Source organism: Streptomyces sp. WMMB 714 (assembly GCF_900090125.1).
GTDB lineage: Bacteria > Actinomycetota > Actinomycetes > Streptomycetales > Streptomycetaceae > Streptomyces > Streptomyces daqingensis.
In genome coordinates, this window is the sequence record NZ_FMHJ01000002.1 from 354,238 (window position 1) to 371,923 (window position 17,686).

16 protein-coding genes and 1 pseudogene are annotated in these 17,686 nt (G+C 72.6%); 10 read left to right on the forward strand and 7 right to left on the reverse strand.

The window, feature by feature from the left end; translation table 11 throughout:
- The first annotated feature begins 157 nt into the window (after nucleotides 1-157).
- Complete coding sequence (locus H181DRAFT_RS04260) at nucleotides 158-895, forward strand: DUF6542 domain-containing protein (protein WP_074467704.1); 738 nt, start codon at nucleotides 158-160, stop codon at nucleotides 893-895.
- 86 nt (nucleotides 896-981) lie between these two features.
- Here H181DRAFT_RS04260 and H181DRAFT_RS04265 read toward each other — a convergent pair whose 3' ends face one another.
- Nucleotides 982-2,004 (reverse strand): 4-hydroxy-3-methylbut-2-enyl diphosphate reductase, encoded by a 1,023-nt coding sequence (locus H181DRAFT_RS04265; RefSeq protein ID WP_078895475.1) that lies wholly within the window; start codon nucleotides 2,002-2,004, stop codon nucleotides 982-984.
- A 109-nt stretch (nucleotides 2,005-2,113) separates the two neighbouring features.
- Here H181DRAFT_RS04265 and xseA point away from each other — a divergent pair, with 109 nt between their 5' ends.
- From xseA to H181DRAFT_RS04280, 3 genes are all read left to right on the forward strand, one after another.
- Nucleotides 2,114-3,328, forward strand: coding sequence for an exodeoxyribonuclease VII large subunit (gene xseA / locus H181DRAFT_RS04270; protein WP_045862820.1), 1,215 nt, complete (start codon nucleotides 2,114-2,116; stop codon nucleotides 3,326-3,328).
- Between the two features lie 180 nt (nucleotides 3,329-3,508).
- The gene (locus tag H181DRAFT_RS04275) at nucleotides 3,509-3,853 is read left to right on the forward strand and encodes an exodeoxyribonuclease VII small subunit (protein ID WP_078895476.1); all 345 of its coding nucleotides are present in this window, start codon (nucleotides 3,509-3,511) and stop codon (nucleotides 3,851-3,853) included.
- A 135-nt stretch (nucleotides 3,854-3,988) separates the two neighbouring features.
- The gene (locus H181DRAFT_RS04280) at nucleotides 3,989-4,582 is read left to right on the forward strand and encodes a malonic semialdehyde reductase (RefSeq protein ID WP_045862821.1); all 594 of its coding nucleotides are present in this window, start codon (nucleotides 3,989-3,991) and stop codon (nucleotides 4,580-4,582) included.
- Nucleotides 4,583-4,657: 75 nt separating this feature from the next.
- Here the strand turns inward: H181DRAFT_RS04280 and H181DRAFT_RS04285 are convergent, their stop codons facing one another.
- On the reverse strand, nucleotides 4,658-5,299 hold the full coding sequence (locus H181DRAFT_RS04285) for a DUF4245 domain-containing protein (protein WP_302622623.1): 642 nt from the start codon (nucleotides 5,297-5,299) through the stop codon (nucleotides 4,658-4,660).
- Nucleotides 5,300-5,479: 180 nt separating this feature from the next.
- Here H181DRAFT_RS04285 and glpX point away from each other — a divergent pair, with 180 nt between their 5' ends.
- A complete protein-coding gene (gene glpX, locus H181DRAFT_RS04290; RefSeq protein WP_045862823.1) occupies nucleotides 5,480-6,514 on the forward strand; it encodes a class II fructose-bisphosphatase in 1,035 nt (344 codons plus the stop codon).
- A 143-nt stretch (nucleotides 6,515-6,657) separates the two neighbouring features.
- Here the strand turns inward: glpX and H181DRAFT_RS04295 are convergent, their stop codons facing one another.
- Nucleotides 6,658-7,029 carry a WhiB family transcriptional regulator gene (locus H181DRAFT_RS04295; protein WP_045862824.1) on the reverse strand — a complete coding sequence of 124 codons (372 nt, stop codon included), beginning with the start codon at nucleotides 7,027-7,029 and terminating at the stop codon, nucleotides 6,658-6,660.
- Nucleotides 7,030-7,301: 272 nt separating this feature from the next.
- On the reverse strand, nucleotides 7,302-7,931 hold the full coding sequence (locus H181DRAFT_RS04300) for a DUF1707 SHOCT-like domain-containing protein (RefSeq protein WP_254666711.1): 630 nt from the start codon (nucleotides 7,929-7,931) through the stop codon (nucleotides 7,302-7,304).
- 273 nt (nucleotides 7,932-8,204) lie between these two features.
- On the opposite strand from H181DRAFT_RS04300, the gene H181DRAFT_RS04305 reads away from it, so the two are divergent.
- Nucleotides 8,205-9,908, forward strand: a complete 1,704-nt coding sequence (locus tag H181DRAFT_RS04305) for a fumarate hydratase (RefSeq protein WP_045862826.1) — start codon at nucleotides 8,205-8,207, stop codon at nucleotides 9,906-9,908.
- A gap of 69 nt (nucleotides 9,909-9,977) precedes the next feature.
- Here H181DRAFT_RS04305 and H181DRAFT_RS04310 read toward each other — a convergent pair whose 3' ends face one another.
- Complete coding sequence (locus H181DRAFT_RS04310; protein WP_045862827.1) at nucleotides 9,978-10,292, reverse strand: winged helix-turn-helix domain-containing protein; 315 nt, start codon at nucleotides 10,290-10,292, stop codon at nucleotides 9,978-9,980.
- Nucleotides 10,285-10,770 (reverse strand): hypothetical protein, encoded by a 486-nt coding sequence (locus H181DRAFT_RS04315; protein ID WP_045862828.1) that lies wholly within the window; start codon nucleotides 10,768-10,770, stop codon nucleotides 10,285-10,287. Before H181DRAFT_RS04315 ends, H181DRAFT_RS04310 begins: the two co-directional genes overlap by 8 nt.
- Nucleotides 10,771-10,973: 203 nt before the next feature.
- Between H181DRAFT_RS04315 and H181DRAFT_RS04320 the strand changes: the two genes are divergently transcribed.
- From H181DRAFT_RS04320 to H181DRAFT_RS04335, 4 genes and pseudogenes are all read left to right on the forward strand, one after another.
- Complete coding sequence (locus H181DRAFT_RS04320; protein WP_045862829.1) at nucleotides 10,974-12,368, forward strand: class II fumarate hydratase; 1,395 nt, start codon at nucleotides 10,974-10,976, stop codon at nucleotides 12,366-12,368.
- A gap of 109 nt (nucleotides 12,369-12,477) precedes the next feature.
- Nucleotides 12,478-13,239 (forward strand): annotated as a pseudogene (locus H181DRAFT_RS28250) (DUF402 domain-containing protein); the annotation flags it as partial.
- Nucleotides 13,240-13,807: 568 nt separating this feature from the next.
- Nucleotides 13,808-14,437, forward strand: a complete 630-nt coding sequence (locus tag H181DRAFT_RS04330) for a class I SAM-dependent DNA methyltransferase (protein ID WP_254666712.1) — start codon at nucleotides 13,808-13,810, stop codon at nucleotides 14,435-14,437.
- Between the two features lie 48 nt (nucleotides 14,438-14,485).
- The gene (locus H181DRAFT_RS04335; RefSeq protein ID WP_045862831.1) at nucleotides 14,486-16,861 is read left to right on the forward strand and encodes a SpoIIE family protein phosphatase; all 2,376 of its coding nucleotides are present in this window, start codon (nucleotides 14,486-14,488) and stop codon (nucleotides 16,859-16,861) included.
- Nucleotides 16,862-16,983: 122 nt separating this feature from the next.
- Here H181DRAFT_RS04335 and H181DRAFT_RS04340 read toward each other — a convergent pair whose 3' ends face one another.
- Nucleotides 16,984-17,685: a response regulator transcription factor gene (locus H181DRAFT_RS04340; protein WP_254666689.1), complete on the reverse strand. Its 702-nt coding sequence runs from the start codon at nucleotides 17,683-17,685 to the stop codon at nucleotides 16,984-16,986.
- Nucleotide 17,686 lies beyond the last annotated feature (1 nt).

The following is a 17,686-nucleotide window of genomic DNA, read 5'->3' on the forward strand; positions in this document are numbered from 1 at the left end:
TGAGGGAGCCCGGTGCGGACTCGGGGGCCGCGCCGCCGATCCAGGGGCGCCGGACCTGGCCCGGTGACCGGGCCGGTCCACCAGTCTACGGCTCGAACTGACGGCCAGCGCGTGTCCGTCCCCGCTGAAGGACGGTGACGCCGCCTACGTTGGAGCCGTGGAACAGCAGCACAGCGCACATGCGGGCCGCAAAGGCCCCGGTCAGGCGCGGGGGCAGGGGACCGGTCCGGCGCAGGGCCGGCAGCAGGGGGACCGTGAGCGCCGCCGGAAGGGCACCGAACCGCGGGCAGCGGCGGCTGCGGCCGCTCCTGCCGACCCGGGGAGCAGGCCCGCCGCCCCCGTCTCCCCGAGAGCCCGGCGCCGCGGCGGCACCGACGCGGCGGGAACGGAGGCCGCCGCCCTCTACCACGCGCAGCTTCGCTTCCCGCTCGTTCCGGCCAGACTGACCGACGCCCTCTCCTGGCTGCCCCGTGCCCGGCTCACGGCGCTCGGCGTGGGAACCGTCGCCGTGCTGCTGATGGTGATCGCCGGGGGGACGTCCAGGTTGCTGTTCGACGGCTCCGTCCCCTTCTACGGCGGCGCCTTCCTCGTGACGAGCACGCTCTGCGCGGGGTGGGTACGCCCGGCCGACCTGTGGACGGCGCCCGTGGCCGTCCCTCTCGCGTTCACCGCCGGGCTCCTCCTCATCAGCGGCGGACCCGGCACCCAGGGCATCGCCGAGCAGCTGGCGAGTCTCTTCCCGGCGCTGGCCGTCAACGCGCTCTGGCTCTACGCCGGCACCCTGCTGGCGGCCTTCGTCGTGCTCGTACGGAAGGCCGGGCTCGTCGTGCAGCGGTCGCGTCTGCGGGCTCTGACGAAGGCGCAGGAAGAGGCGGAGGCCGACGAGGTCGCCTGACAGGCACGCCGTCCGCGGCAGCAGAGGGGCCGACCGCCCGGGTGGGCGGCCGGCCCCTCACTGCTTGCCGGCGGGAGATTCCGGAGTCAGCCCGTCCTGCGGGCTGCCGCTTCCGCGCGCAGGTCGCGGCGCAGCTCCTTGGGCAGGGAGAACTGCATGCGCTCCTCGACGGGCTGGACCAGCTCCACGTCCTCCCAGCCGCGCTCCGAGAGCCACTCCAGAACCTCGTCGACCAGGACGTCCGGGACCGAGGCGCCCGAGGAGAGACCCACCGTCGTCACACCTTCGAGCCACGCCTCGTCGATCTCGCCCGCGTTGTCGATCAGGCGTCCGTCACGGGCGCCGTGCGCGATGGCGGTCTCCACCAGGCGCACGGAGTTCGAGGAGTTCCTGGAGCCGACGACGAGGACGAAGTCGGCGTCCCGCGCCACCTGCTTGATGGCCGTCTGGCGGTTCTGCGTCGCGTAGCAGATGTCGTCGCTCGGCGGGGAGAGGAGGTTCGGGTAGCGGCCCTTCAGGGCGTCCACGGTCTCCATCGTCTCGTCCACGGAGAGCGTGGTCTGGGAGAGCCACACGACCTTCTCGGGGTCGCGGACCTCGACGTTCTCCACGTCTTTCGGGCCGTCGACGAGGGTGATGTGCTCCGGCGCCTCCCCGCTCGTGCCGATGACCTCCTCGTGGCCCTCGTGGCCGATCAGGAGGATGTCGTAGTCCTCCTTGGCGTAGCGCACGGCCTCCTTGTGGACCTTGGTCACCAGCGGGCACGTGGCGTCGATCGTCGCCAGCTTGCCGCGCTCCGCCTCCTTGTGGACCTCCGGGGCGACGCCGTGCGCCGAGAAGATCACGATCTCCCCCTCGGGCACCTCCGCCGTCTCCTCGACGAAGATCGCGCCCTTCTTCTCCAGGGTCTTCACCACGTACTTGTTGTGCACGATCTCGTGGCGCACGTAGACCGGGGCGCCGTACTGTTCGAGGGCCTGTTCCACTGCGATCACGGCCCGGTCGACCCCCGCGCAGTAGCCACGGGGTGCGGCGAGCAGGACACGGCGGCGTTCGTCGGGGGCGTCTGTGGCGGGCTGGCGGGAGGGCGTTGCAGACATGCGTCCCATCGTAAGGGCGAGCGGTGCGCCTCGATGTTGACGGCGGGCGACACCCCCCCTTGTGGGGCATCGCGGACATGCCGGGCCGGCTGTCCGACGCGGCCGTTAGTGTCGTCGCATGGCTCTCATCACCTCGCCCGAGGCCCCGGTTCCGGTCGGTGAGATCTCCCGGCTGATCGGCGGGTGGATCGACCGGCTCGGGGCGGTCTGGGTCGAGGGGCAGATCATCCAGCTCTCCCCGCGGCCGGGTGCGGGCATGGCGTTCCTCACGCTCCGCGACCCCTCGCGGGACGTGTCGATCAGCGTCACCTGCTTCCGCGAGGTCTTCGACCGCGTGAAGGACGTCGTCGGCGAGGGATCGCGCGTCGTCGTGCACGCCAAGCCGGTCTGGTACGGGAGGGGCGGCACCCTGTCGCTGCGGGCCGCGGACATACGGCCCGTCGGCATGGGTGAACTGCTCGCGCGGCTGGAGCAGTTGAAGAAGACGCTGGCGGCCGAGGGCCTGTTCGCCGCGGAGCGCAAACGGAGGCTGCCCTTCCTCCCCCACAGAATCGGGCTGGTCACCGGGCGCGCCTCCGACGCCGAGCGGGACGTGCTGCACACGGCCCGCGAGCGCTGGCCCGCCGTCCGCTTCGAGGTGCGGAACACGGCGGTCCAGGGCGTGCGGGCGGTCCCGCAACTCGTCGAGGCCGTGCGGGAGCTGGACTCCCACCCCGAGGTCGACGTGATCATCGTGACGCGCGGCGGCGGCAGCGTGGAGGATCTGCTGCCGTTCTCCGACGAGGAGCTGGTGCGTACGGTCGCGGGCTGCAGCACGCCCGTCGTGTCGGCCATCGGGCACGAGGCGGACTGCCCGCTGCTCGACCTCGTCGCCGACCTGCGCTCGCGTACGCCCACGCACGCGGCGAAGGACGCCGTGCCCGACGTCGGCGAGGAGCATGAGCGGGTGCGGGAGCTGCGGGAGCGGGCGTACCGCGTGATCAACTCCCTTCTGGAGCGCGAGCACCGCGGCCTCACCGAGGTCATGAGCCGTCCCGCGATGGCCGATCCGCACTCGATGCTGGAGGAGCGCGACGCGGAGGTCGCCTCCCTGCTGGAACGCGCGCGCCGCACGCTGGGCCACCGCCTGGACCGCGCCGAGGACGAGCTGACCCACACGCGGGCGCGGGTGCTGGCCCTCTCCCCCGCGGCGACGCTCCAGCGGGGGTACGCCGTGCTGCAGCGTGCCGACGGCACCGTGGTCCGCGCGCCGGAGCAGGCCGGCGAAGGGGAGCAGCTCCGGGCCAGGGTGGCCGAGGGGGAGTTCGGCGTCACTGTCGGTCCGCACGCTTAGGGGGTGTCTCAAAGTAGCGTCGTTCGGCCGTAGGTCGGGGCCGCGGCGTCTGGTGCGTGCGATCGCAAGGCGGAGGGAGGAGAGCGCAGCGGGCTGCGCCGACGACCGACAACGCAGGGAGCGTGCGTGCCAGACGCCGCGGACCAGACGGGACTTTGAGACACCCCCTAGGGTGGCCCCATGACCTCGCAGACGACCTCGGACACGACTTCCGGCGCCGGGCCGGAGACGGCCGCCGCCGACGCCGGGAAGGCGCTGTCCGCGCTCAGCTACGAGCAGGCGCGCGGCGAACTCGTCCGCGTCGTGCAGCAGTTGGAGGCGGGCGGTACCTCGCTGGAGGACTCGCTGGCGCTGTGGGAGCGCGGCGAGGAGCTGGCGCGGGTCTGCAGGGAGTGGCTGGAGGGCGCCCGCGCCCGGCTGGACGCGGTGCTGGAGGCCGAGGCCGGCGAGGAGGCCGAAGAGCCCGGAGCCGGCCCGTCCGCGGCGGAACCGGCCGATGCGGAAGACGCCGAAGAGGCGGACTGAGCGGGACAAAGGCGCGGCATCACGGCAAACGGAAGCCTGCCGGCTGCGGCGGCCCCCATGGAACGGGCGGACGGCTCCGCTTACGGTGGACCGTCCGTACTCGAACAACCGCGCGTAAAGGCAAGGCTTCCGCACATGACAGTCGCCCTCGACCAGGCCGCCCGGGATCTGCTCTTCCGTGAAGCGCACACGGCGCACACGTTCACCGACGAGCCCGTGACAGACGAGCAGATGCGGGAGGTGTACGAAATGGTGAAGTTCGCCCCGACGGCTTTCAACCAGTCGCCGCTGCGCGTCACGCTCGTCCGCTCCGCCGAGGCGCGGGCTCGTCTCGTGCAGCACATGTCCGAGGGCAACCGGCCCAAGACCGGCACCGCGCCGCTCACGGCCATACTCTCCGTGGACCTCGAGTTCCACGAGCGCCTGCCGGAACTGCTGCCGCACGCACCCCAGTTGAAGGACACCTTCTTCGCGGAGGCGGAGACGCGGGAGGCGCACGGCACCTTCAACGCCACGTTGCAGGCCGGGTACTTCATCCTCGGGGTCCGGGCGGCCGGGCTGGCCGCGGGCCCCATGAGCGGATTCGACAGGGACGCCGTGGACAAGGAGTTCTTCGGCGACGGCAAGCAGAAGTCGCTGCTCGTGGTGAACATCGGCAGGCCCGGCGAGGACGCGTACAGGCCGCGCTCCCCGCGGCTGCCGTACCAGGACGTGTGCACGACGCTCTGACGTCTGACGGGTGGGACCGGGCGCCGGCAGCCAGGCGCCGGCAGCCAGGCGCCGGCAGCCGGGCGCTCCGGCTGATCAGCGCGTGCGGCCCTTGCCCTCGCCGTCGCTCAGGGCGGCGGCGAGGCGGCCGAGCTGCTCGAACGAGGCCGTGCCGGTGACGACGACGGTGTGGCTGCGGGCGCCGTCCTTCCGCGCGCCCGTGTCCGCCTCGCCCTTCTCCGCCTCGGCCGGGCGACCCTTCCCGTCGCCTGCGGCGGGGACCTTACGGACGAGCGCGTCGTACTTCTCACCCTCGTAGCGCGTCCACTCGAAGCCGTCGATGCGGCTCGTCCGGCCGGTCTTGCGCGCACCCTGCGTGACGTCCGCCACGTACCGCTCCGAGCGTGCCGCGTCGCTCTGCTCGACGGCCGCGTACTGGGTGTCCGGCGTGACGAAGCCCAGGTGCCAGGTGGCGCTCCTGGAGGGGTCGCCGTCGTACCTCACGGACGTGGCGCGCCAGCTGTCCGGCAGCCCGGCGGGGGCCAGCACGGGGTACGGGGCGGCACGGCGGGCCGACTCCAGCTCGACGTGGTAACCGACCGGCTTGACGGGGTCGATGTCCTCGTCGTGCGGGACGAAGAGGTAGATGAACCCCGCCGCGAGCAGGACGACCGCGAGCGAGGGCGCCATGCCCCGCACCGTCCGCCTGCCTTGCCGCTTCTCTGCTTCTGCTGCCACGCCCTCATCGTCTCGCACGGCCGGGACGGGCCGGACGACGGGTCGGGTCATGGCCGCGGAGGCCACCGCACCGGGCGCTCATCCGTGGGGCCCTCTGCTCACTCTGACGGATGCTGGGTACCCTCGTAAGCACCCTCAGTAGCCCGGCAGACGTCCAGCCGCGCAGAAAGGTGTGCCCCGATGACCGATCATCAGCACCTCCCCTCCCCGCTCGACGTCAGCCCCGAGGCCCCGGACCGGAACCTCGCCCTGGAACTCGTGCGGGTCACCGAGGCCGGAGCGATGGCGTCGGGGCGCTGGGTGGGCCGCGGCGACAAGAACGGCGCGGACGGCGCCGCGGTGAAGGCCATGCGCACGCTCGTGTCCACCGTCTCGATGAACGGCGTCGTCGTCATCGGGGAGGGCGAGAAGGACGAGGCGCCGATGCTCTTCAACGGCGAGCGGGTCGGGGACGGCACGGGCCCGGAGTGCGACGTCGCGGTCGACCCCGTGGACGGGACGACCCTGACGGCCAAGGGCATGGCGAACGCCGTGTCCGTACTGGCGGTGGCCGAGCGCGGCACGATGTTCGACCCGAGCGCCGTCTTCTACATGAACAAGCTGGTCACAGGGCCGGACGCGGCGGAGTTCGTCGACATCACCGCGCCGCCCGCGGTCAACGTGCGGCGCATCGCCAAGGCGAAGGGCTGCACGCCGGACGATGTGACGGTCGTCGTCCTCGACCGTCCGCGCCACGACGGGATCGTCAAGGAGATCCGGGAGTCGGGCGCCCGCATCAAGTTCATCTCGGACGGCGACGTGGCCGGCGCGATCATGGCCGTGCGGGAAGGCACGGGCGTCGACATGCTGCTGGGGATCGGGGGCACGCCGGAGGGCATCATCGCCGCCTGCGCGATCAAGTGCCTCGGCGGCACCATCCAGGGCATGCTGTGGCCCAACGACGACGAGGAGCGGCAGCGCGCGCTGGACGCCGGACACGACCTGGACCGCGTACTGCACACCGAGGACCTGGTCAGCGGCGAGAACGTCTTCTTCGTGGCGACCGGCATCACCGACGGCGACCTTCTGCGCGGCGTGCACTACCGGGGTGAGCGGGCGTACACCGAATCGCTGGTGATGCGCTCGAAGTCCGGGACGATCCGGATGATCGACTCGACCCACAAGCTGTCGAAGCTGCGCGCGTACAGCTCCGTCGACTTCGACCGCGCACGCTGACCGTCCGCCGGCGGCCGCAGCCGACGCCGCTCGCCGGCCGTCAGCCCGACCGCCTGCCGCTCCGGGCACGCCCGGGGCGGCGTCCGCCCCGCGACGAGCCCCCGGGCGATCTGCGTGCCCAGGGGCTGCGAGCGTGCGGTGCGTCAGGCGATGCGCGAGACCTGCCCGGCGTCACCGGCCGCGGCGGCGGCCTCGCGCCGCCTGCGCCGGGCCAGGACGACGCGGCGCTCCGCCGCGGTGAGCCCGCCCCATACGCCGTACGGCTCGGGCAGCACCAGCGCGTGCTCGCGGCACTCGACCATCACCGGGCACCTCGCGCAGACGCGCTTCGCGGCCTGCTCCCGGGACAGCCGCGCCGCTGTGGGCTCCTTCGACGGGGCGAAGAAGAGTCCCGCCTCGTCCCGGCGGCAGACTGCCTCCGAGTGCCATGGCCCCGCCTCGTCCTCGCGCGCGGAGCCGCGTTGCGCGGGGACGGGAGCGGCAGCCTGAAGGGACTGATGCGGCGGTTGCAGCACGGTCTACTCCTGACGAGACGACGAGGGGGTCACTACACCCGACTTGCTGCGCACGGCAGTTCGCGCTGCCGCCGTACGAGAGACGATGCCCCAGCTCTACCCGCTGTACGCACCGGTATGCATACCGTAGGAATGCGCGCGGTCACTCATCGCTCAGCCGTTCGGCGCCCGTTCGCCGCGCCCCGTCGCCGTCCCTCCCAACTCCCTTTGCAGGGCCGGGAGTTGCCTCTTCACCAGGCTCGGAGCCGTCCGTTCACCGGCCCGTCCCGTACTCAGAGTTCCTTGCGCAGCCGGTCGCGGAGATCGCGGATGAACTTGCCGCGCTTCGGCTTCGCCTCGACGCCGCCGAAGACCGCCGCCCCCTGCACCAGCACCACGGGCGCATGCGGGTCGTCGGCCTCCGAGGTCCGCACGTCGAAGCCTCCGAAGATCCCGGCGCCCTTCTGCCGGAGCGTGACGTTCTCCGGGACGCGGATCTCGATGCCGCCGAAGACGGCCGTCGCGTTGATCAGCAGGTGCTGCTGCTCGAACACGGCCTCGGTCAGGTCGATCTCGATGCCGCCGAAGCAGGCGAAGGCGTTGATCTTGCGGGGTGCGCGGTAGCGGCCCTTGCGGGTGGAGCCGCTGAAGACGGCGACGAGATTGTCCTTGGGCCCGGAGTCGGCGTCCCCCGGCGCCTCAGGGGCGTACGCGGGCGCGGGGCCGTGCGCGGCGCGGTGGTGGCTCTGCCCCTGGGGCAGGTCGCGGACCAGCGGCTCCAGCTCGCCGAGCGTCTTGGCGGCGTACACGCTGTCGATGCGGTCCGAGTGCTCCGCGGTGTCGAGCCTGCCTTCCGCCAGGGCGTCGCGGAGGATCTCCGCGACACGGTCGCGGTCGGCGTCCGAGGCGCGTACGGAGGCCACTTCGGCGGAGGGGGCGTCCTTGGCCTCGGGGCTGGTCGCGGGCTTCTTTTCCAGCGGAGAATCTGTCACACGAGCAGCCTACCCAAACGCGATAGATCGCGACTAGGGGCTGTCCGGCAATGGCACCGTCCGCAAGGGCGGGCGGACCTCTCCTCCACGTGCCCGGCCGGGCGTTCTACGCTGGGCGGGCGCTCTCCTCACGGCTCGTGTGCCCGGACCGGCCCGGCCAGGAGGTGCCGCAGCCGAGAGCCGTACGAGAGGAAGACTCCACCGATGGCCGCCAGCCCGCGCTCGTCCCGCCCGGACTTCACCTACACGGATCTGCTTCCGGTGGGCGAGGACCCTACTCCGTACCGCCTCGTGACGGCCGAAGGAGTCAGCACCTTCGAGGCCGGCGGGCGCACCTTCCTCCAGGTCGAGCCGGAGGCCCTGCGGAAGCTCGCCGCCGAGGCCATGCACGACATCTCGCACTACCTGCGGCCGGAGCACCTCGCGCAGCTGCGGCGCATCCTCGACGACCCGGAGGCCAGCGCCAACGACCGCTTCGTCGCGCTCGACCTGCTCAAGAACGCGAACATCGCCGCCGCGGGCGTCCTCCCGATGTGCCAGGACACCGGCACGGCGATCGTCATGGGCAAGCGCGGCCAGCAGGTCCTCACGGAGGGCGGCGACGAGGAGGCCCTCTCCCGCGGCATCTACGACGCGTACACGGAGCTCAACCTGCGCTACTCGCAGATGGCGCCGCTGACCATGTGGGACGAGAAGAACACCGGCACGAACCTGCCCGCGCAGATCGAGCTGTACGCGACCGACGGCGACGCCTACAAGTTCCTCTTCATGGCCAAGGGCGGCGGCAGCGCCAACAAGTCCTTCCTCTTCCAGGAGACGAAGGCCGTGCTCAACGAGGCGAGCATGATGAAGTTCCTGGAGCAGAAGATCCGTTCACTGGGCACGGCGGCCTGCCCCCCGTACCACCTGGCGATCGTCGTGGGCGGCACCAGCGCCGAGTACGCGCTGAAGACCGCGAAGTACGCCTCGGCCCACTACCTCGACGAGCTGCCCGCCGAGGGCTCCCCCGCCGGACACGGCTTCCGCGACAAGGAGCTGGAGGAGCAGGTCTTCGAACTGACGCAGAAGATCGGCATCGGCGCGCAGTTCGGCGGCAAGTACTTCTGCCACGACGTACGGGTCGTCCGGCTGCCCCGGCACGGCGCGTCCTGCCCCGTCGCCATCGCCGTCTCCTGCTCGGCCGATCGGCAGGCCAAGGCGAAGATCACCGCAGAGGGCGTCTTCCTGGAGCAGCTCGAGACGGACCCGGCGCGCTTCCTGCCGGAGACGACGGACGAGCAGCTCACCGAGGAGGCGGGCGCCGACAACACCGACGCCGTGCGCATCGACCTCGGCCGGCCCATGCCGGAGATCCTCGCCGAACTCTCGAAGCACCCCGTCAAGACCCGCCTGTCGCTGACGGGCACGCTCGTCGTGGCCCGCGACATCGCGCACGCGAAGATCAAGGAGCGGCTCGACGCGGGCGAGGAGATGCCGCAGTACCTCAAGGACCACCCCGTCTACTACGCCGGCCCCGCCAAGACCCCCGAGGGTTACGCGTCCGGCTCCTTCGGCCCGACCACCGCAGGGCGGATGGACGCCTACGTCGCCCAGTTCCAGGCCGCGGGCGGCTCGATGGTCATGCTCGCCAAGGGCAACCGCAGCCCGCAGGTCACCGAGGCGTGCGCCGAGCACGGCGGCTTCTACCTCGGGTCCATCGGCGGGCCGGCGGCGCGGCTCGCGCAGGACTGCATCAAGAAGGTCGAGGTCCTGGAGTACGAGGAGCTGGGCATGGAGGCGGTCTGGCGCATCGAAGTGGAGGACTTCCCGGCGTTCGTCGTCGTCGACGACAAGGGGAACGACTTCTTCACCGACCCGGGTCCCGCACAGCCCTTCGTCACCTCGATCCCCGTACGCAGCGGCTCGTAGGCACCCGCCCAGCCTGTCCGCCCGTCTCTCCGTGCCCCTGGCCGTACGCGACGCCTGTTCGCGCCCGGGTCACGGAGAGCCGGTGGACGCTCCGTCGACGAGCCGCTGGAGCTGCGCGACGTGCCCTCGGTAGCGCTCGCCGCCGAGCGGGGTGAGGCGGAACCACGTGCGCGGCCGGCGCCCGACGCCGCCCTTGCGGACCTCCAGGTATCCGGCGTCCTCCAGCGTCCTCGTGTGCTTGGAGATCATCGAGTCGGACAGGCCGGTGGCCTCGCGTACGGAGCGGAAGTCGACCCAGCGCGGCCCCGCGGCCAGCAGCGCGCAGATGGACAACCGGGGCAGGGGATGGATGAGGGGGTCCAACTCCGGGGAACGCTCAGGCACTTCCCGACCGGCCCTCTCGGATGTCGGCCCGGATCTCGCGGTTGACGCGGCGGAGCTGCGCCGTGACCAGGACGCCGTGCAGGACGGCGAACACCAGCGCGGCCCAGGACGCGGCGATCCACCGGTCCCCGAGCAGGTACAGCGCCAGCTCGACGAGGGCCCCGCCGACCATCACGCCGGCCGTGCGCACCTGCTGGCGCTTCAGCGCCGGGTAGGGAGTGCTGCGCCACAGCAGGTGGAGCCCGGACCGGCGCCGGAAGACGACCAGCAGGACGGCGAGGGTCATCCCGGCCACGAACGTGTAAGGGAACTCGGGGATTCCCAGCCGCTCGTGGTCCCGCGCGGCGGTCGTGCCGCCGAGCAGCGCCGCCCAGACGACCGCGAACAGCGCCACGTACCACCACGGCAGGCGCACCTTGGCGGCTGCCGCACCTCTCTGACGTGCGACTTCGGCGAGCGCACCACCCGGATCACTCATCAGCGCACCTTTCGATCGGCAATCACTTTCCAAAGAGAAAGTAGTTGTCGGGCGGCACAAGCGCAAGCGGGCGGCCGCCACCGAAGCACGCCTGCCCCTGCGTCCGGAGAGGCGCGCATCACTGCCTGAGCGCCGGCGGGGTACACGCCCCGCCCGGGAATGTCCTCCCCGCGGAGGACGCTGCCCCGTACGGAGGTGCAGGAATGAGCGACAGCGAGGAGTTCCGGACCGAGCGGGACTCGATGGGCGAGGTGCGGGTGCCCGTGGACGCCAAGTGGCGGGCGCAGACGCAGCGTGCCGTGGGGAACTTCCCGATCAGCGGGCAGCGCCTGGAGCGCGCCCACATCGCGGCGCTGGCCCGCATCAAAGCGGCAGCGGCCGAGGTGAACGGTGAACTCGGCGTGCTGCGGCCGGAGTTGGCGCAAGCCGTGAGCGCGGCGGCGGAGGAGGTCGTCACCGGGCGCTGGGACGGCGAGTTCCCCGTCGACGTGTTCCAGACGGGATCAGGGACCTCCTCGAACATGAACATGAACGAGGTGGTGGCGACTCTCGCGAGCGAGCGTCTGGGTGAGCCCGTGCACCCCAACGACCACGTCAACGCCAGCCAGTCGTCGAACGACGTCTTCCCCTCCTCCATCCACATCGCCGCGGTGTCCGCGATCACCTCCGACCTCCTGCCCGCGCTGGAGCACCTGGCCCGGTCACTGGAACGCAAGGCGGACGAGTTCGCGGACGTCGTGAAGTCCGGCCGCACCCACCTGATGGACGCCACTCCGGTCACCCTCGGGCAGGAGTTCCGCGGCTACGCGGCTCAGGTCCGGTACGGCGTGGAGCGCCTGGAGTCCGCGCTCCCCCGGCTCGCCGAACTCCCCCTCGGCGGGACGGCGGTGGGGACGGGCATCAACACGCCGCCCGGCTTCGCCGCGGCCGTCATCGGGCGGATCGCCGCCTCCAGCGGCCTGCCGCTGACCGAGGCGCGCGACCACTTCGAAGCCCAGGGGGCACGGGACGCCCTCGTGGAGACGTCGGGGCAGCTCCGCACGGTCGGCGTCAGCCTCACCAAGATCACGAACGATCTCCGCTGGATGGCCTCCGGCCCGCGCACCGGCCTGGCCGAGATCTCCCTCCCCGACCTCCAGCCGGGCTCCTCGATCATGCCGGGGAAGGTGAACCCGGTCGTCCCGGAGGCCGTCCTGATGGTCGCCGCGCAGGTCACCGGCAACGACGCGACGATCGCCGCCGCCGGGGCCGCGGGCAACTTCGAGCTGAACGTGATGCTTCCGGTCCTCGCGAAGAACCTGCTGGAGTCGGTCCGGCTGCTGGCCAACGCCTCCCGCCTGCTGGCCGACCGCACGGTCGACGGCATCGAGGCGAACGTGGAGCGCGCACGCGAGTACGCCGAGTCCTCGCCGTCGGTCGTCACCCCGCTGAACAAGTACATCGGCTACGAGAACGCGGCCGCCGTCGCCAAGAAGGCGCTCGCGGAGCGGAAGACGATCCGCGAGGCGGTCCTGGAAGCCGGCCATGTGGAGCGAGGCGACCTCACGCTGGAAGAGCTCGACGAAGCGCTCGACGTCCTCCGCATGACGCATCCGTGACGCGCTTCGGAGGGGCGTCGGCGCGGCTCGGCACCGCGTCCGCGCGGCTTGTCGTCGCGTGGGGCCGCAGCTCACGGCCGTACCAGGCCGGCGCACCTAAGATCTGCGCATGACAGCGGAGACGGCAGGGACGACGGGACCGCTCGGCGCACACGGCGCCGGACGTGCGGACCGCGGCGCGTACGAGGACGGCGGCCGGAGCGCCTCGGACCACCGGGCCGCCCGCCCCGGCGGCAGCGGCGGACCTGCCGGACGCTGGGCGCCGGGCACCCGGGTCCTGTGGCGCTACCGGGCCAACGGCGCCGGTCACGCGCACATCTGCCGTCCCGTCACGATCGTCCGCGACACCCCCGATCTGCTGGCGGCGTGGGTGGCCCCGGGCACGGTGTGCGTGAAGCCGGAGATGGCGGACGGCACGCCCGTGCACCACGAGCCGCTGGAGACCCGCTACACCAAGCCGCGCAGGACCGTGCTGTCGCAGTGGTTCGGCACCGGCGTGCTGAAGCTCGCCCACCCCGGAGAGCCCTGGTCGGTGTGGCTGTTCTGGGAGAGGGACTGGCAGTTCAAGAACTGGTACGTCAACTTGGAGGAGCCGCGCCACCGGTGGGCGGGCGGCATCGACTCCGAGGACCACTTCCTGGACATCGCCGTCTACCCGGACCGCAGTTGGGAGTGGCGGGACGAGGACGAGTTCGCAGCCGCACAGCACGCCGGGCTCGTCGACGACGAGCTGGCCGCCCGCGTGCGGGCGGCGGGACGCGCTGTCGTCGAGCGGATCGGAGCGTGGGCGGCCCCGTTCCGCGACGGCTGGGAGGACTGGCGGCCCGACCCGCGCTGGCCGGTCCCGCGTCTGCCCCACGACTGGAACCGGTGGTCGCCGCCGCCGGAGGCCCGGAAGGAGACGGCCGCGGGGGAGGAAATCCTCGTCGGTGGGCGGGACCTCCCTGCGCACGGCGCGTCCACGGGCCGTGCAGCAAGCCGCGAGGCCGGCGCAGGCAGCCCCGCGGGACGGGCCGGAGACCGGCCGGCATGTCCGTGAAGCGGACCGGGGCACCCCGGCCCGTCCGGATTCCGGTGCGCAGGCGGGCACCCGGCGGTCCCGCGCCGGCCCGTCGTGGCGTCCCGGGCGGGAGCGGACGCCCCGGAGAGGCGGGCGTCGGGTCACGCCGAGCCCCTGTTGTTCCGTACTTGCGGGGATGTGCCGGATCTTTCGGACGACACGCGCCTGCTTCGACCTCCCGTTCCCCCTTGCTGCGCCCCCATACTGCAAACGTAGGATCAACCTCCGTAGGCGCACTGCTGCAACAACTCCCCTCCCCCCTCGGGGATTTGGCGCGTGGCCAGAGAGGAGATCGATCGTGAGCAGCACGAACGGCAGTGGGAACCCCCCGGAGCGGGGCGGAACCGGCGGCGCGTACCGGGACTTCGACTGGGACGGCGTGGACCGTACCGGTCAGGCGGAGGCCTTCGACGCGATCGGCGACCGCTACGACGAGGCCTTCCCGCACAAGGAGGGCCAGGTCGCGGGCGGCAAGTGGCTGGCGGAGCAGCTGCCCCCCGGATCCCACGTGCTCGACCTCGGCTGCGGCACGGGCCTGCCCACCGCCCGCCAGCTCGTGGAGGCGGGGCACCGCGTGACCGGGATCGACCTCTCACCTGAAATGGTGAAGCTGGCCCGCGAGAACGTTCCCGAGGGCGACTTCCGGCGGATGGACATCGCCGACGTCGAGAAGCAGGAGCTGGGGCCGTTCGACGGCGTCGCCGCCTTCTTCTCCCTGCTGATGCTCCCCCGTGTGGAGATCCCCTTCGCTCTGCGCATGCTGCACCAGCAGACACGGGAGGGTGCTCCCCTGGCCCTTTCGATGGTGGAAGCGGACGTGGACGACTTCACACTGCCGTTCCTGGGCAACACGATCCGGGTATCGGGCTATCTGCGGGACGAGTTGCGGAGGATCGTTCAGGACACCGGATTCGAAATCGTCGGGGAGGACGCCTATGCATACGCTCCGGCGAGCACGGACGTACCACCCGAGATCCAGCTTTTCCTGCAGTGCCGGCGACGCCCGTAGCAGGCGCGGAGTGACTGCTACGCGCGGAAGACGCGCAGCCCCGGATGGATGGAAACCGAACGCGTGACGGAGCACGAACAGCCTGCGGCCGGCACAGCAGTGCCGCCGGTCCAGCCCGCCGGCCGGGCCACGCCGAGTGGCCCGGCGACGGGCCCCTTCGGCGTACCGGCGGGCGCGCCGCCCCTCTCCGGCGGCCCGGCGGCGGACAACGCCGGCCCGGGCCCCGGCGACGGTCCCGCGCGGATGGCCGGACTCTCCGCCTCCCCCGGGGGATTCGCCGACTCCGGCACCTCACAGGCCTCGCGTGCCGGCGACGGCGCGCAGCGGCAGGCTGCCGGTCCGGGGGCCGGCGGGGCGGAGCAGGCTCGTCCCGGCGGCCGGCCGCAGACGGGCTCCGCACGGGCGCCCAGGAAGAGGGGCGCCGCCGAGAAGGGCGCCCGAGGCAGTACCGGCAGGGCCGTGCCCGACCCCGCGCCCGGCGCGGACTCCGGACCCCAGCCGTCGCACGCGCCGCAGGAGGCGCGTCAGGCTCCGTCACCACCTACGACCGCGGAGAGCGGTGCCGTGTCACATCCCAGCACCGGCGAGATGACCGCCGCCGGAATCCCACCCGCCACCCCGACGAAGCCGGGCGGGGGCACGCCGGACGACGGCGACGCCGCCGAGCGTGAACGGCGCGGCGGCGACCGTCTGCGCTTCGTCGGCGCCGCCACCCGCCGCATCGCTCGCGGCATGGACCTGGACGAGACGGTGCTCGGCCTGTGCCGGGCCAGCGTCCCCGCCTACTCCGACGCGATCCTCGTCTACCTGCGTGACCCGCTCCCCGTGGGGGACGAACGCCCGACGGGGCCGCTGATGCTGCGGCTGCGCCGGAGCGACCGCATCCCCGACGATCCGGCCGCCATGGTGGCCGCCGCGTCGGCGACGGGCGACCGCGCGCAGCGGGACGGCGAGGAAGCCCCGTCCGGCGGGGGCCCGTCCCTGTCGGCCGTCTCCGACGGCACCGCCGGCGCGGCCGAATACGTGGAGGTGCTCAACGGCGGCCCGCTGGCCGAGGTGCTGCGGGGGGTGCGGCCCGTCTTCGCCGACGCGCCGGCCGCCCGCGACGCGCTCCCCGAACTGCTGGGCACCGACCCGGACGTACCGTCCGGGCACCGCGCGATACTCGCACCGCTGCGGGGGCGGCGGCGGGTCATCGGGGCGGCGGTCTTCCTGCGCAGGCCCGAGCGTCCCGCCTTCGAACCCGACGATCTGCTCATCGCCGCACAACTCGCCACGCACACCGCGCTCGGTGTGGACAAGGCCGTGCTGTACGGCCGCGAGGCGTACATCGCCGACGAGCTGCAGCGCACGATGCTGCCGGACGAACTGCCCCAGCCCACCGGCTGCCACCTGGCCAGCCGGTACCTGCCCGCGGCCGAGACCGCACGGGTCGGAGGCGACTGGTACGACGCGATCCCGCTGCCCGGCAGCCGGGTCGCCCTCGTCGTGGGCGACGTCATGGGCCACTCCATGACGTCGGCGGCCATCATGGGCCAGCTGCGGACGACGGCGCAGACGCTGGCCGGGCTCGACCTGCCGCCGCAGGAGGTGCTGCACCACCTCGACGAGCAGGCGCAGCGCCTCGGCAGCGACCGCATGGCGACGTGCCTCTACGCGGTCTACGACCCGGTCGCCCACCGCATCATCATCGCCAACGCCGGGCATCCGCCGCCCGTCCTGCTGCATCGCGACGGCCGGGCGGAGGTGCTGCGCATACCGGCGGGCGCCCCCATCGGCGTCGGCGGTGTCGACTTCGAAGCCGTGGAGCTGGACGCGCCGGCGGGCGCCACGCTGCTGCTCTACACCGACGGGCTGGTCGAGTCGCGCCAGCGCGACGTGTGGACGGGCATCGAGCACCTGCGGGAGAAGCTGACGGCGACGGCGCGGCTCACACGTCCCGACGCCTCCGCGCCGCTGGAACCGCTGTGCGACGAGGTGCTCGACATCCTCGGGCCGGGCGACCGCGACGACGACATCGCGCTGCTCGCGGCACGGTTCGACGGCATCGCGCCGAGCGACGTCGCGTACTGGTTCCTCGACCCCCGGGCGCAGACGGCCGGGCAGGCGCGCAGGCTGGCGCGCCGCGCGCTCGCCCGCTGGGGCCTGGAGGAGCTGAGCGACTCGGTCGAGCTGCTGGTCAGCGAGGTCGTCACGAACGCCGTGCGGTACGCCGAACGTCCCATCACGCTGCGGCTGTTGCGCACGGACACGCTGCGGTGCGAGGTCGGGGACGACGTGCCGCAGCTGCCCCGTCTGCGGCAGGCACGCGCCACGGACGAGGGCGGGCGAGGGCTGTACCTGGTGAACCGGCTCGCGCGGCGCTGGGGCGCCACCCGGCTGTCGACGGGCAAGGTCGTCTGGTTCGAACTGCCCGTGAACTGAGGGCTGTCCGCGACGCCGCGGCGGCCCGGCCGGTGAGAGCGAACGAGGCGGCCCCCTAATCAGGGGGCCGCCTCAGCCGTTTCCGCGTCAGCCGCGCGTTGGCGTCAGCCGCGCGCACCGCGTCAGCCGGACCGCTGCTCCTCCGCGCCGCCCGTACCCGCGTCGTGGGCCAGGAGGGCGATCTGGACCCGGTTGTTGAGCCGCAGTTTGGTGAGGATGCGCGACACGTGCGTCTTCACCGTCGGCACGCTCATGTACAGCTCCGCCGCGATCTCCGCGTTCGACCTGCCCTTCCCGACGGCGACGGCGACCTCGCGCTCGCGGTCCCCGAGCGCGCCGAGCTGCCTGCGCGCCCAGATCGCGCGCTTGTCGCGGTCGTCGCCGCCCGACACCCGGGTGATCAGCTGCCGGGTGACCTCGGGTGACAGCACGGGCTCGCCCGCGGCGACCTTGCGCACGGCGTCCACGATCAGGGCGGGCGAGGTGTCCTTCAGCACGTAGCCGGCGGCGCCGGCCCTCAGGGCGCGGAGCACGTGCGCGTCCGAGTGGAAGGTCGTCAGCGCGATGACCTCGGGCGGCAACTGGCGCCTGCGCAGCGCCTCCGTGGCCTCCAGGCCGTCGACCACGGGCATCCGGATGTCCATCAGCACGACGTCCGGCGCGTGCTCGTCGACGAGCGGCTGCACCTCGCTGCCGTCCGCCGCCTCGCCGACGACTTCGACGTCCGGCGCCCCGCCGAACATCAGCCGCAGCCCGGAGCGTACGAGGGGGTCGTCGTCGACCAGCAGCACGCGGACGACGGAGGGTGCGGCGGAAGCGTTCACC

Bases quoted from the DNA above. Each gene is read 5' to 3' on its own strand.
- H181DRAFT_RS04265 (WP_078895475.1), bottom strand. From the start codon at position 2,004: ATGGGACGCATGTCTGCAACGCCCTCCCGCCAGCCCGCCACAGACGCC.
- xseA (WP_045862820.1), top strand. From the start codon at position 2,114: ATGGCTCTCATCACCTCGCCCGAGGCCCCGGTTCCGGTCGGTGAGATC.
- H181DRAFT_RS04275 (WP_078895476.1), top strand. From the start codon at position 3,509: ATGACCTCGCAGACGACCTCGGACACGACTTCCGGCGCCGGGCCGGAG.
- H181DRAFT_RS04280 (WP_045862821.1), top strand. From the start codon at position 3,989: ATGACAGTCGCCCTCGACCAGGCCGCCCGGGATCTGCTCTTCCGTGAA.
- glpX (WP_045862823.1), top strand. From the start codon at position 5,480: ATGACCGATCATCAGCACCTCCCCTCCCCGCTCGACGTCAGCCCCGAG.
- H181DRAFT_RS04305 (WP_045862826.1), top strand. From the start codon at position 8,205: ATGGCCGCCAGCCCGCGCTCGTCCCGCCCGGACTTCACCTACACGGAT.
- H181DRAFT_RS04315 (WP_045862828.1), bottom strand. From the start codon at position 10,770: ATGAGTGATCCGGGTGGTGCGCTCGCCGAAGTCGCACGTCAGAGAGGT.
- H181DRAFT_RS04320 (WP_045862829.1), top strand. From the start codon at position 10,974: ATGAGCGACAGCGAGGAGTTCCGGACCGAGCGGGACTCGATGGGCGAG.
- H181DRAFT_RS04335 (WP_045862831.1), top strand. From the start codon at position 14,486: ATGGAAACCGAACGCGTGACGGAGCACGAACAGCCTGCGGCCGGCACA.